Source organism: Streptohalobacillus salinus (genome assembly GCF_003201605.1).
In the GTDB taxonomy this organism is placed as follows: Bacteria; Bacillota; Bacilli; order Bacillales; family Amphibacillaceae; genus Streptohalobacillus; species Streptohalobacillus salinus.
Genome location: NZ_QJJR01000002.1, coordinates 119,939 through 134,550 on the forward strand (window position 1 = coordinate 119,939; position 14,612 = coordinate 134,550).

The window sequence follows — 14,612 nt, forward strand, 5'->3', positions numbered from 1 at the left end:
TGACCCTCCTACTCTTCTGAAATCCAGCTTCTAAGTAATTTAGCAAAGTCGTCTGGTTTATCAACTGCCATTTTTTCAAGCTGTTTACGTTTAATTGAACTTTCGGTATCTTCAGGTTCTTCAATGTCTGGAACTTCACGACTTGTTTGCTCAACTGTTTCTTCGGCTATTGTCAGTTCACTTTCAGCTTCTTTTCTGCGGCGCAGTAATAAGCCGATTGCAATAATTGCGCCAAGTAATAAACCACCTAATAGAAGGTAAGCCCATGTAGGCAGATTAAAGCCTTGACCTTGACCAAATTGTTGATTTTGTAACCCTTGGAATGTTTGGAAGACGACAGATGTGTTGTTGATAAGGTCTTCTGCATCGACATCCTGATTAATAGACGTGGTAATAATTGAATCGAGGATTGATTGTATACTTGCTTCTACATCCGCTTGTTCCGCTGCTGTTAATAACTCTGCTTCACCATCAGCATCTGCTCTTGTGTTATCTACAGCTACTTGGATACCTAAATCTCTTAATCGGTATGGACTTTCACTGATTTCTCGTTGAATACGATTTACCTCAAAATTAATTGAATCTTGCTCTAATGCGTAATCGCCATTGCCATCGCCATCCGCTAACGGGTAGTTTGTGACATCTTCATCACCGGCACCAACCGCACCTTCAGCTGCTCCTACGCCCGAGTATGTCTCTCTGATCGTTTCAACGCTGATAGGGATTCCTTCCATTGTTTCCGGATCCACTGGTTCAACTAATTGCTCCACACGATTTTCCTGCGTGAAATCAATATCTGCGGTTACAGAAGCTATCACTTTTTCAGGACCAATCATCGCTGACAACATTTGTTGAACACGACGCTGAATATCACGCTCGATGTCTTGCTTGATTTGTTGTTGGGTCGCATATACATTGCCAGTCGATAAATCATTTTCTTGATTTAAATCGTAATAATTAAAGTATTGATCCATAATGACGATATTATCAGTAGATAAGTTCGGTACAGATTTTGAAACCAAATGATACAAGGCCCGAATCTGTTCGTTTTCAAAATTGTAACCTGGTGTTAATGATAAATTAATTGCAGCAGTTGCTTCACCGACTTGATCTCGGATAAAGACCTGTTCTTCTGGCAAATTAATCATGACACTTGCACTATCTATTCCTGAAAAGCTCGTTAATAAATTCCCTAATTCAGATTGCATCGCATCAAGTCTGATCATCCCAAATTCATTATCAGTTACGCCCCAAGAAGTGTTCTCACTAAAAAATGAATAATCGATACTGCCCGAATTCGGAATGCCTTGTGCGGCTAGTTCCACGAGTAAAGATTCAGCTGATGCTTCAGGAACATATACGGTTGTTCCACCATTTGCTATTTCATGTTCGACTCCTCGCGCATCAAGCTCTAACTTAATTTGACCAGATTCTTGTGTCGTTAAATCTGTGTAGAGCGGAACCATATTCGAACGTGAAAAGAAAAGGCTACCTCCTATTACAATTACAAAAATAATTAGTAAGGAAGAAAGAAGCAGGCCGCGTTGTTTCTTTGACCGTGCTTGCCATATTTCTGTTATTTTTTGTCGGTATTGATTCATCTTTTCTTTCATTCTTTGCCTCCATACTATCTAACCTCAACGCGTGTAGATCTTTAGATTTGCATTCTCATCATTTCATTATAAGCATCGATGACTTTCCCTTGTACTTGCACCGCTAAGTTTAACGATACTGAAGCTTTTTGAGAAGTGATCATCACATCATGTAAATCATCAATTTCACCATTAACTAACATCTCTGTTTTTTGTTCAGAAGCTAGTTGCGCCTGATTGACCTCATTTAACGCCCCTTTTAATGTGTCGGCAAATGATGTGTTTGACGTTGCTTCAGTTGTAGGTTTTAAGAATGATTGTTGGGGTTGAATAGATTGAAGCATATTAAGTTGAATACTCATTTATGCGCCTCCTTTAACGTCCTATTTCTAGTGCTTTCATTAGCATGCCTTTTGTTGCATTTAGCGCAGTTACATTTGCTTCGTACGAGCGCGTCGTACTCATTAAGTCTACCATTTCTTGGAGTGGATCGACATTAGGCATTTGAACATAACCTTCTGCATCTGCATCTGGGTGATTAGGATTATAAACCGTTATGAACGGCGCATCATCTTCTTCGATGCTTGATACTTTAACCCCATTTAATCCCGTATGCTTACCTGTTCTAATTCGAGAAAGTTGATCTTTGAAAGAACTACCCTCTTCTTGAAAACGGACTGTTTTTCTCCGATATGGCTCAAACTCTCCATCGTCATTTATTCTTGCACGTGTGGTTTCTGCATTAGCGATGTTCGCTGATACCGTATCCATCCGCAACCGTTGCGCTGTCAAAGCAGAACTGCTTGTATTCATTGCATTAAAAATACTCATTATTATCTACCTCCTCTAATCACTGTTTGAAGGTTATTAAATTGACCATTGATCCGTTCTACTAACGCTTGATAGTAGATCTGATTCGTTGCCAAGTCAGACATTTCTTTATCAATATCGACATTGTTACCATTATGATTGTATTGTGTATCCTGTCTAACGGTAACCGGAAAACCCGTCGCTCGTTGCCCGAAATGAATGTGTCGAGGGTCTGTTCGTTTCGAAGTAAAACCTTTGCTTGTTTCGTTTTCAAGTAGTTGTTTAAACTGTACATCTTTTGCTTTGTAATTAGCCGTGTCAACATTTGCTATATTATTACTAATTGTTCGATTCTTTAAACTCGCATAATCCAAGCCATTTTGCACTTTATCAATTGACTGTCCAAAAAATGACATCTCTTGACCTCCTAACCTATTTCACCTAATTCATTTTATTCTTGTTCAATTGTAGTTTAAAAGCATGATTATGTCTATGTTTGAAAGCGTTTTCCTTATATCTTCCATCTTATTGGAAAATAGATAAATAAGTCTTATTTCCTATTGATTTAGCATCGATTTTAAAAGCATCAAATCATGATTTTTGACTTAGTTTATTTATTTTAACAATAAGTCTAGCATCAAGGGATTTCTCTATATATTATTAGAATTACCAACTTCTAGTTACTACCAGATATTTGATATAAATTATCAAATACTGCTAGCAAGACGCTTAAATAGTTCTTATGTACCTTTTTTACTCATTTAGTCATTATCACGTTTAAAATAAAGGATTGTGTGGGACATCCTAAATGTTTTATTCGTTTACAGAATCTTTGCTCTTTTCTGCTTTACGCTTATAACTTTAATTAGCTTTTATTTCTATTTTAAAAACAAAAAAATAACCCATGAATCCCACCTAAGGATCCACGGGTTATTTCTATGTTAATCGTTGTCCGTTGATTTTAATTTGTGCAATTCATTCAAGAATTTGTCATTAAGTACTTTAATGTAAGTCCCTTTCATCCCTAATGAGCGTGATTCGATCACACCTGCACTTTCGAGTTTACGGAGTGCATTAACAATTACTGAACGCGTAATCCCAACGCGATCTGCTATTTTGCTTGCCACAAGCAAGCCTTCTTTGCCATCCAGTTCATTAAAGATATGTTCTATTGCTTCTAGTTCACTATATGATAGTGAACTAATCGCCATTTGAACAACTGCTTTTGAACGCGCTTCTTTTTCGATTTCGCCAGCCTTTTCATGTAAGATTTCCATCCCAACAACGGTTGCACCATATTCAGCTAGCAACAGGTCATCATCACTAAAATCAGTATTTAAGCGGCTTAGGATTAACGTTCCTAAACGATCACCACCACCAACGATTGGCACAATGGTTGTTAATCCTTCTTTAAATAAATCTTTATTTTCGACAGGAAAGGCCGTATAAGGACTTTCGATATCAATATTTGCAGTGGTATCTTTTATGTTAAATAAACTATCTGTGTATTCCGTAGGAAATTGGCGTTCTTCTAGCATCGCTTTCATCCGCGAGTTTTCAATTTGTTGATTAATAGAAAAACCTAATAATTTACCTCGACGACTAACAACAAAAATATTGGCACTAATAATTTCCTGTAACGTAGATGCCATGTCATAAAAGTTCACCGATTTCCCAGTTGTCTTTTGTAAAATAGAATTAATTTTTCTAGCACGTTGTAATAATTCCATGTTCATCCTCCATTCATCATTATAAGATGTATTGACTTAAATCTTTATTTTTTGCAATTTTCTCTAATTTCTCATCAACATATTTTGGCGTAATATCAATCGTAGGCATCGTGATACTGTCCGCCTCATATGAAAGATCTTCTAATAACTTTTCTAAAATCGTATGCAATCGCCTTGCCCCAATATTATCCGTCTCCTGATTAACGTGATAAGCAATTTCGGCAATCCGCACAATTGCATCATCAGTAAAGTTAATCTGTAAATCTTCGGTACCTAGTAATGCTTGATATTGCTTAATTAATGCATTGGATGGTTCTTGCAATATTTTCACAAAATCATCGACGGTCAATTTCTCAAGTTCAACACGAACTGGAAATCGTCCTTGAAGTTCAGGAATTAAATCAGAAGGCTTTGCCATATGGAAAGCGCCAGCTGCAATAAATAGTATATGATCTGTTTTAACTGTGCCATATTTCGTCACAACCGTCGACCCCTCAATAATTGGTAGGATATCCCGTTGCACACCTTCTCTCGATACATTAGCTTCAGATTGGGTTTTTCCAGCGACTTTATCAATTTCATCAATAAAGACAATCCCCATTTGTTCAACACGATCAAGTGCAATCTGATTAACTTCATCACTATCGATAAGTTTACTTGCTTCTTCGTTTTTCAGGACTTCGCGAGCTTCTCGAACCGTTAATTTTCGTTTCTTCGTTTTCTTCGGCATCATACTGGAAAACATATCTTGCATGTTCATGCCCATTTGTTCCATCCCTGGCATCGCATCAAACATTGAGGCTTGTTGTTCTTCAACTTCAATGGTTACCAGGCGATCTTCTAATTCACCCAGTTCGAGTTGTTGCTTAATTTGCTTGCGTTTGGTTAACTTTTCTTCACTCGGCTCTTCAGGTTCCGGTTCCGTTTGATCTTGTTGATTGAAAATCATCTCAAATGGATTTTTAATCGTTGCCTGACTTTTTTTCTTTAACGGAACTAACAAATCGACCAATCGCTGATTTGCCATCGTTAATGCTTGATCTTCAACTTCAGTGATTTTCTCTTGTTTCACTATTCTTACTGATACCTCAACTAAGTCACGAATCATTGATTCAACATCACGTCCAACATAACCCACTTCCGTGAATTTTGTTGCCTCAACTTTAGTAAAGGGGGCACCGACTAACTTAGCCAATCGACGAGCGATTTCAGTCTTACCCACACCCGTTGGACCAATCATCAAAATATTTTTTGGCGCGATTTCATCACGAAATTCAACAGATAATTTCATTCGTCTCATCCGATTCCTTAAAGCAACTGCGACAGACTTTTTCGCTTGTTGTTGACCGATAATATAGTGATCGAGTTCAGCAACAATTTCTTTTGGTGATAAATTATTTTTCAAGTCTGTAAACCTCCACTTCTTTACTTCAATTCTTCGATTACTATTTGATCATTTGTGTACACACATATTTCACCAGCGATGGTTAGTGCATGTTCTGCAATCTCACGTGCTGATAATTCACTTGCGTAACGTTTTAAACTTCTCCCGGCGGCAAGTGCATAATTTCCACCTGAGCCTATGGCTAAGACATCGTCGTCAGGTTCAATCACTTCACCCGTGCCTGACACCAACAAAATAGTATTTTTGTCCATGACAATTAACATTGCTTCTAGCTGACGTAACGCTTTATCACTCCGCCACTGTTTCGCAAGTTCGACACTTGCTCTGGTTAAATTACCGTCATAAGTCTCAAGCATGGACTCAAATTTCTCGAATAATGTAAACGCATCCGCTACAGAGCCTGCGAAACCTGCTAACACTTGACCTCCAAATAAACGACGGACTTTCTTTGCTTTATGTTTCATTACTACTGCATTTCCCATCGTCACTTGACCATCACCACTCATGGCACACGTCTCGTTGTGCTTCACGGCGAAAATAGTTGTTGCATGAAATTGTTGTGTCATCTCATTCACCTCTTTTTATTACGTTTAGCTCGTGGATGACTGTTCATATAAACATCACGTAAGCGATCTTTTGTTACATGAGTGTATATTTGTGTTGAAGATAAATGCTCATGTCCTAAAAGTTCTTGTACCGACCTTAAGTCTGCTCCTTCATTTAATAAATGCGTCGCAAACGTGTGACGAAGTACATGTGGATGAATATGAATACTCACGGCTGCTTTTTCAACTAATTTATTTAAGATTAAGCGCATCCCTCGCGTTGTTAATGGATTCCCTCTTGCATTAAGAAAGACCGCTTGGTGTGATTCCTTTGCCTTTGCTAAAAGTTCCAATCTTCCTTTATCTATGTATCTTTTTAGCGCTTGTTCAGCAAATGAACCAAATGGGATATAGCGTTCTTTTCTTCCTTTACCTAACACTTTTACCGTATGAAGATAAAAATCAAAATCTATTAATTCCAATTGTTGACATTCACTCACCCGCATACCTGTTGCATAGAGTAGTTCGAGTAATGCTTGGTTTCTTTGACCCGTTGGCGTTTCTAAATCACTCACCAAAAACAACTTTGTGAGTTCTTCTTGGTATAAAAAGTGTGGTAATTTTTTATCTTGTTTTGGTAAGTGTGTAAGTAAAAATGGGTTTTCAGTGACCTTATTCTCTCGTTCTAGAAAACGATAAAACATACGCAATGTTGAAAGTTTTCTTGCGACCGTTCGTCTGTTAAGCTTTTCGTCATATAATTGCATTAAAAAAAGACGAACAACAGCCTCGTCAACGAGTGATAACTGATCGATACCTTCAGTTTCTAAAAAAATAAAAAACTGATCCAAGTCTTTTAAATAGTGTGTAAGCGTATGAATTGATGCGTTTTTTTCAACTTGTAAATATAATTTAAATGATTGTTTTTCTGAAGAAAAGCTACGCAAAACCTCACCTCTTTTATTTAACTTGGCGATTAAAACGTACCATATTAAACAAGATTTAGCAACTAATTTACCGAATTGCTTTAAAGTTCTGAATCCTTTCACAGTTTATTCTATCATACCATTTCTCTGTCAAGCAAATTCACTTACCAAACGGAAATTATAAACTGATTTCAAATGAATGTCAATAACTATCCTTAAAAGAGTGAAAGTGTTCACTTACTCAACGATTATCCATGCACAAAAAGAAGCATGGTACAAAATTGCACCATGCATCAGCTTATTTTTGCGGTTCTTCTTTATAGTCACAAGAAGAACATTGTATTTGTGTTCCTTTTTTAGATTTTTTCTCAACGAGCATTTCATTACATTTAGGACATGGACGTGAGATTGGCTTATCCCAAGATAAGAAATCGCACTCTGGGTAACGATCGCAACCATAGAAGGTTCGTTTCTTTTTCGATTTTCGCTCAACAATTTGTCCTTCTTTACACTTCGGACAATCGACACCAATTTCTTTTAAGATTGCCTTTGTGTTGCGGCATTCTGGAAAGTTGGAACACGCCATGAACTTACCATAACGGCCCATCTTATAAACCATCTCATGTCCGCATTTCTCACAAGTCTCTCCCGCCGGTTCATCCTTAATCTCCACTTTTTCCATCTCAGCTTCTGCATAGTCCAACCGCTTTTTAAAACCACTAAAGAAATCATCAATGATTTTAACCCATTCAACTTCACCTTCTTCTATCTTATCTAAATCACTTTCCATTTGGACAGTGAAATCGATGTTGATGACTTCAGGGAAGAATTCTTTAACAAGCTCAATCACAATTTCTCCAAGTTCGGTCGGCACAAATCGCTTATTATCCAACGTTACATAACCTCTTCGCTGGATGGTATCAAGTGTTGGCGCATAAGTTGATGGACGGCCGATTCCTTTTTCTTCCATCGTTTTGACCAATCGCGCCTCCGTATATCTCGGTGGTGGTTGGGTGAAGTGCTGATTCGGCTCAATCTTTGCTGATTTTACCGTCATGCCTTCTTCTAAGTCCGGTAACAATTTATCTTCTTCTTTTGTATTGTCATCGTTACCTTCAATATATACTTTCATAAATCCTTTAAACTTGATTTTAGAACCGTTCGCTCTAAATTGAACGCCATTTTGTATCATCTGTACCGTCATTGTATCAAGCACTGCTGGCGCCATTAAACTCGCAGTAAAACGATCCCAAATTAATTTGTATAAACGGTACTGATCCCTTGACAAAACGCTTTTTAATTTTGCAGGATCACGATATGCACTTGTCGGTCGAATCGCCTCATGGGCATCTTGAGCCTTTTCGTTCGTTTTCGTTTTACGAGGTGAACCCAAATATTCTTCACCGTACGTTGCTTTAATATAGCTCTGCCCTTCTTCTTGGGCAGTATTAGATAACCGCGTTGAATCCGTACGCATATAGGTGATAAGACCATTGATGCCCCCGTCTTTTTTCCCTAAATCAATACCCTCATATAACTGTTGAGCTACCATCATTGTTTTACGTGCTCTAAAATTCAATTTACGGGCCGCCTCTTGTTGTAGTGACGACGTCGTAAACGGTAATGATGGATTTCTTTTACGTTCCTTTTTCTTTACAGATTCAATATAAAACTCATCATTTTCTAAACGTTTCAATACCTTATCAACGTCAGCTTTTGTTGTTAGTTTTACCTTTTCATTGTTTATCCGGTAAAATGACCCTTCAAAACTCTCTTTATCTTTTTTAAAGAGACCATCGATAGACCAATATTCTTCAGGTGTAAATGCCTCAATTTCTCGTTCACGATCGATAATCATCTTAACCGCAACAGATTGTACCCGTCCTGCACTCAAGCCTTTTTTGACTTTCTTCCATAGTAAAGGACTTATGTTATAACCCACAAGTCGATCTAAAATTCGTCGACCTTGTTGCGCATCGACAAGATTCATATTGATATTTCGTGGTTGTTTAAATGCATCTTTGACTGCATCTTTTGTAATCTCATTAAAGACGACACGACATTCAGAAGTTTCATCGATGTTCAACGCATGGGCCAGGTGCCATGCTATTGCTTCCCCTTCACGGTCCGGGTCAGCCGCGAGATAAACTTTCTTAACTTTTTTAGCTGCTGATTTTAAATCCTTTAGTACAGGACCTTTACCTCGAATGGTAATGTAGCGTGGTTCAAAATTATTATCATAGTCGATGCCCATTTGACTTTTGGGGAGATCACGTACGTGACCCATCGATGCCTTTACTTTATATTTCTTTCCCAAGTAACGTTCAATAGTCTTTGCTTTTGCAGGTGATTCTACTATTACTAAATAATCTGCCATAAACTTCCCTCCAAGAGGTTTCATTTTAAAATTATAAATTTATCGAATAAATCTTCACTATTATTAAATACATTTTAGGCATTTGTCAAATTATTGTTGAAAAAACGTTAAGATTTTTTTCGAAAATCACTTGATTTTGTTGCAATTTCCGCCCAATTTAAGGCTTCGGCGTCCCATTCCTCAACAATATCATAGGTATTTCGTACCAACTTTGCGCCTGATTGTAATAGGGTATGACACCCTTCTGTATGAATATCTAGGATTGAACCAGGTACTGCCATCACAATCCGACCTTGTTCTAAAGCTTGATCAGCTGTAATCATCGTGCCGCTTTTTTGTTTTGCTTCAATTATCAATGTAGCAAAACTCAGCCCGCTTATCAATCGGTTCCGCTCTGGGAACATATATTTCTTGATGGGTTCATTGATGGGATATTCTGAAATTATTAAGTGTTTTTCTCCGAGGTGATGAAACAATTGAAGGTTTTCTTTCGGGTAGGGATGACTAAAACCACCTGCGATAATTGCTATTGTTTTGCCGCCATAGTAGCTAGCTAGACGATGGACATAACTATCTATCCCTTTTGCTAAACCAGAAACAAGAATAAAGTCTTGATTGATAAGCGGTTTCAATAAATAATAGACAATCGATTTAGCTGAAGCTGATGGTTCACGCGTGCCAATGACACTTAAGCGTGAGGGGTGATGAATTAGCATCGCATCGCCTTTCCCATACAGAATCACAGGTGGATCTGGTATCGTTCGGAAAACTGGCGGATAATCATCATCAAGATACGTCCATGTTTTATACGGACGTGCTGTTGTTAAAAATGCGTGAAGACGTTTTTGGTTTCTTAAAGCTTCTTTTATCGTGTTCAATTGTTTACAGGGTATCATTCGACTTAACCAAGCCGGTGGTGACATAAAGTCATCAAACGTAAATTTTTTTGTTTCGTTAATAAGTTGATGGAGCTGGTGACGATTCAATAAATGATCTTCATATAGATAAATAAGTAAGTCGCGCTCAGTTAGCATGACTAACACCCCTTTCTTTTAATAAAAGGGTAAAAAAAGTCAGGAGAATTGTCTAGTGCTTTTTATTTTCAAATACACCATGAATTCGTTTGCTTTCGGGTTGATCAGTTGCCTTTTTGGTTCATTTGCAGAAACATAGAGAAAACACCTTATTCTTTGTTATGTTTATTTTATTTTGTTTTTAAAAATTAATACCGTGCAATCCTCAACTAACGTGATGATTGCACGGTGATTTATTTTTGCTTGATTTGTTGGTCGACGCGGTATATAAAAGCAAATACCTCCGCAACTGCTTGATATAACTCTTCAGGAATTTTATCGTTTACATTAATATTGGCTAACATTTCGATCAAACTTTGGTCTTCTTGGATTGGTACATTGGCATCTTTTGCTCGTTTGATAATTTCTTCCGCTACATAACCTTTCCCCTTTGCTGTCACCATTGGGGCTTGATGTTTTTCTTGATCATACTTCAGCGCAATGGCGGACTTTGGGTTATACTTTTTTGTCATGCCTTAAAATCCCACCCTTTCTGCTCAAATGTGGCATTTAGTGGTTGTTTTTCCATGGTTTTCTCATAATGTTGATAAGGCTTATACCGGACTGATCCCAGTTGATAATCAAGGGCCTGTAAGCCTTCTTTCAATGACGTTTTCAAAGGAGCGAGTAAACCGGTCAAATCATGGTCATTAACCACAGTCAGTTGTACATGACGATTTTGCACGGTCATGTCAATCACTGTATCGCCCAATCCACTTAATTGCAAATAGAAAGCAATCCGACAGTAGTTAGGATCAATCGCTTCATCTTGATTTTTTTGACCATAAAAATCAAGTCGTACCTCTTCTTGATTCTCTAAGTGCACGGGCACTTCCATAGAATAATGGATAAAATGTTCATTCTGGTTGACCATTGTTAGCTGTTGTTTACTAATAATTTGTACGAGTTCTTCCGCTTGGGGAAATTTCCCAGATTGGGTCGTTAGTAAATCCAAGAGCAGTTGTTTGAGCGGTTGCACTTCTGATTGATGTTTCTGCATCAACTGAAACTCATAATCAAGCCCTGTGTTCAGTAAGGTATCTTTCAGTTGCAAAAGGAATTGATCTTTAACAGCCAATTGGTCAACCCATTGCATATTTTTCATAACGTGACTAACTAGTGATTGTTCATGTTGAGATAATTGAGCCGCACTAATGGCTGATAAGTCAGGTTGAACCTGAGCAAATGTTGCTTGTGAGGGAGTGGCTACAAATTGTTCAAAGGCTGTTTGACGCGTTGCTGATAATTGATGTGAAATCTTTTGCATCAAAACTGAATCTTGTTGCAGTAATTGTGCCAATTGTTGCATTTGCCGATTTGATGGCGCTACTTCCTGAGCATTTATTTGTTGTTGGAACGGTTTTAAAATTGCCTGTAACTGTTCAAACCTTTGATCGTTACCTTGGGCTAACTGGTTGATTAATTGTTTTCCTTCCGCAGGAAGTGTCTCAAAGACTCTCGTGGATTGCTGAGTCGCTGTCCGGAAGAAGTTAACAACGTCTGCTTTTTTGAGCGGCTGTTCAGAACTATTCAAGAATCGCTCCAAGCTCAATTGTTGTTTTTCTGTAAGCCCTAACTGTTGCCGCAATAGCTGTTTTGTTTCTTCAACCAAGCGGGTGCCATCTTGTACCGGTGCACCTGACTTTTGTTCAATCATCTGTTGTAAACCCTTAAGTAATTGAATATCATCGGTGCTTTTTTGATTTAACGCCGTCATCTCTGGCGTTTGTTCTGATGCATGCATCGCGACTAATTGGTTTAGACGATTGATTAATGATTGGTTACTTTTAATCTCACCTTGTGACACCAATTGCTTGATGAGCCCGTCTGCAACTTTCTCTGTTTGACCACTATCCGTCAGAAGCGTATCAACGAGTGTATTTGTAAGGGGCCAGCCGTTCTTTAAAATTGTTACAATTGCATCTGATTTTTCCCCTGATGGGGCAACACTCATGAGTTGAACTGCTTCTGAAAGTTGACTTGGTTGAACCGGGATGCTTTCTCTAAGAATCCGTTGTAAAATTGCTTGTGTATCCTTGTTACTTGGCACCCCTAATTGTTTAAGTAAACCCTCTAGCGCTTTTGATGATTCATGAAGGGGTTGTTCTTGAACAATTCTTAGCTTCGGTACATCACCAGAAGAAGTAACTTCAAAGATAAACGACTGATCCCGTTCAGCTGGTGCTTCCATTTTAGCCGTCACTTGCTTGCCACCCATCTGAATCGTTGCGAGTTGTTCTGGGTGTAACTTAACAATTTTACCTTGGATGAGCTGACCTTCTTTTAACGACAAGCCATGTTCACTTTTAGACATTGATTGTGTGTGCACTTTTGATTGAAGCTGATTAAAAACTGATGGCATAATGACAACTCCTTATGTTGCATTTTTCACAGGTTGAAATGAAAAACGATGAATCGGTGACGGGCCATGGCTTGCTAAGCCTTCTAAGTGTTCTTTTGTCCCATACCCTTGATTTTTTGCAAAGCCATAATAGGGATAGGTTTCATGGAAGGATTGCATCATACGATCACGTGTTACTTTAGCGATAACACTCGCAGCTGCGATTGATACACTATGATCATCACCTTTAATGATGGCATCTTCGGCAATATTTTTATAATGAAGCGAGACAGCATCAACCAATAAATAATCCGGGGATTCCGATAAATCATCTATGGCTCGTTTCATCGCTTCAATTGATGCATTTAAGATATTTATCTCATCAATACGCGCAGCCTCAACGACACCAATACCAATTGCTAGTGCTTGGTCTTGAATGACATGATAAAACTGTTCACGCTGGGCAAATGATAATTGCTTCGAGTCTCTTAATCCAGGTAAAAAAACATCCTTCGGTAAGATAACCGCACTTGCTACCACTGGACCGGCGAGTGGTCCGCGGCCGACTTCATCGACACCAGCGATTAATTGAGCACCCTTTCCGTAAGCAGCCCGTTCATAGGTTAATCGGCGCTCGTGGTCAGCATGTAATTGTTTTTTCCTAGCAACTTCTTTATCATAGCGTCTAATTAATGTTTGTACGCCTTTTCTTTCATCCTTTCTCAGTGCATCTAATGCTTGATTTGAGACACCTGCCTCAATCGCTTGTTTTATTGCTTGAATCGATTGTTTTTCCAATCTGATCATCTCTCCTATCGCGCTTATTAATTATATCGGCATTCTCGATAAATGATAAATTCTAATTGTTGATTAGATAGAAAGAAGTCGTATCTTTTAAACGAAAAGATACGACTTCTCTTGCTATTATACATTACGCATCTTCAATTACGCGATGATCTTCCGGTGTTTCTAATGTGATTAAGCCTAGTTTACCACTTCTAAAATCTCGAATAATTAATTCTGCTGTTTTTGTATAGTCAACATCTCCACCAGGTTGCAATGCACCCCTAAGCGCCCCAATATGTTCAAATAATTCTACTACTTCATAATCTCTCGCATCAATTTGATAGCGCTCAACTAACAAGTGAAGATATCGCGCCTGTAAATAACGTAACAAGTAGACAACAATATCTTGGATCGACAATATTTGATCTTTAATCGTACCAATTGCTGCTAAGCGGTAACCAATGATTTCATCTTCAAATTTCGGCCAAAGAATTCCTGGTGTATCTAATAATTCGAAATCTTTTTTGACTTTAATCCATTGTTGACTTGTCGTAATCCCTGGTCGATCACCCGTTTTAGCAATTTTCTTTTTCGCTAAACGATTAATAAGGGTCGATTTCCCCACATTTGGAATCCCAATAATCATTGCTCGACTTGGGCGCGGACGAATACCTTTTTTACGCATCCGCTCTAATTTCTCATGGGCCATTTCTTTTGCTAAATCAACGACAGCCTTAATATCTTCTCGTCTTTCCACATTTACTGCGATCGCTTTAATGCCTTTCGTCTGATAATAATCGATCCATGCCTGTGTTTGTTTTGGATCAGCTAAATCTTTTTTCATTAAAACTTTCATTTTTGGTTTTTGATTTAAAATTTGATGCAACATCGGATTCTCAGATGCGAGTGGCGCACGCGCATCCACCAATTCAATCACAAAATCAACCAGTTTAAGTTTTTCTTGTACTTCACGTCTAGCTTTTGCCATATGTCCAGGAAACCACTGTATTGCCATATCACAAACCCC

At 38.2% G+C, this 14,612-nt stretch carries 14 protein-coding genes; all 14 read right to left on the minus strand.

Annotated elements, in window-relative coordinates; all coding sequences use genetic code 11:
- Positions 1–8: 8 nt before the first annotated feature.
- On the minus strand, positions 9–1,613 hold the full coding sequence (gene fliF, locus DES38_RS02020) for a flagellar basal-body MS-ring/collar protein FliF (RefSeq protein ID WP_110250415.1): 1,605 nt from the start codon (positions 1,611–1,613) through the stop codon (positions 9–11).
- A gap of 41 nt (positions 1,614–1,654) precedes the next feature.
- Positions 1,655–1,954, minus strand: coding sequence for a flagellar hook-basal body complex protein FliE (fliE, locus tag DES38_RS02025; RefSeq protein ID WP_110250416.1), 300 nt, complete (start codon positions 1,952–1,954; stop codon positions 1,655–1,657).
- A gap of 13 nt (positions 1,955–1,967) precedes the next feature.
- A complete protein-coding gene (gene flgC, locus DES38_RS02030) occupies positions 1,968–2,423 on the minus strand; it encodes a flagellar basal body rod protein FlgC (RefSeq protein ID WP_110250417.1) in 456 nt (151 codons plus the stop codon).
- Positions 2,424–2,425: 2 nt separating this feature from the next.
- Entirely contained in the window at positions 2,426–2,818 is a 393-nt protein-coding gene (flgB, locus tag DES38_RS02035) for a flagellar basal body rod protein FlgB (protein ID WP_110250418.1), read from the minus strand.
- A gap of 525 nt (positions 2,819–3,343) precedes the next feature.
- Complete coding sequence (codY, locus tag DES38_RS02040) at positions 3,344–4,132, minus strand: GTP-sensing pleiotropic transcriptional regulator CodY (protein ID WP_110250419.1); 789 nt, start codon at positions 4,130–4,132, stop codon at positions 3,344–3,346.
- A gap of 19 nt (positions 4,133–4,151) precedes the next feature.
- On the minus strand, positions 4,152–5,537 hold the full coding sequence (hslU, locus tag DES38_RS02045) for an ATP-dependent protease ATPase subunit HslU (protein WP_110250420.1): 1,386 nt from the start codon (positions 5,535–5,537) through the stop codon (positions 4,152–4,154).
- Positions 5,538–5,557: 20 nt separating this feature from the next.
- Positions 5,558–6,103: an ATP-dependent protease subunit HslV gene (hslV, locus tag DES38_RS02050; RefSeq protein ID WP_110250421.1), complete on the minus strand. Its 546-nt coding sequence runs from the start codon at positions 6,101–6,103 to the stop codon at positions 5,558–5,560.
- Positions 6,104–6,108: 5 nt separating this feature from the next.
- Positions 6,109–7,029 carry a tyrosine recombinase XerC gene (gene xerC / locus DES38_RS02055; RefSeq protein WP_110250422.1) on the minus strand — a complete coding sequence of 307 codons (921 nt, stop codon included), beginning with the start codon at positions 7,027–7,029 and terminating at the stop codon, positions 6,109–6,111.
- A gap of 277 nt (positions 7,030–7,306) precedes the next feature.
- Positions 7,307–9,385 carry a type I DNA topoisomerase gene (gene topA, locus DES38_RS02060; protein WP_110250423.1) on the minus strand — a complete coding sequence of 693 codons (2,079 nt, stop codon included), beginning with the start codon at positions 9,383–9,385 and terminating at the stop codon, positions 7,307–7,309.
- 107 nt (positions 9,386–9,492) lie between these two features.
- Positions 9,493–10,419 (minus strand): DNA-processing protein DprA, encoded by a 927-nt coding sequence (gene dprA / locus DES38_RS02065; RefSeq protein ID WP_110250424.1) that lies wholly within the window; start codon positions 10,417–10,419, stop codon positions 9,493–9,495.
- Positions 10,420–10,652: 233 nt separating this feature from the next.
- The gene (locus DES38_RS02070) at positions 10,653–10,931 is read right to left on the minus strand and encodes an EscU/YscU/HrcU family type III secretion system export apparatus switch protein (RefSeq protein WP_110250425.1); all 279 of its coding nucleotides are present in this window, start codon (positions 10,929–10,931) and stop codon (positions 10,653–10,655) included.
- Positions 10,928–12,820, minus strand: coding sequence for a hypothetical protein (locus tag DES38_RS02075; protein WP_110250426.1), 1,893 nt, complete (start codon positions 12,818–12,820; stop codon positions 10,928–10,930). Before DES38_RS02075 ends, DES38_RS02070 begins: the two co-directional genes overlap by 4 nt.
- A gap of 12 nt (positions 12,821–12,832) precedes the next feature.
- Positions 12,833–13,597 (minus strand): ribonuclease HII, encoded by a 765-nt coding sequence (locus tag DES38_RS02080; protein WP_110250427.1) that lies wholly within the window; start codon positions 13,595–13,597, stop codon positions 12,833–12,835.
- 133 nt (positions 13,598–13,730) lie between these two features.
- Positions 13,731–14,600 (minus strand): ribosome biogenesis GTPase YlqF, encoded by an 870-nt coding sequence (ylqF, locus tag DES38_RS02085; protein WP_110250428.1) that lies wholly within the window; start codon positions 14,598–14,600, stop codon positions 13,731–13,733.
- Positions 14,601–14,612 lie beyond the last annotated feature (12 nt).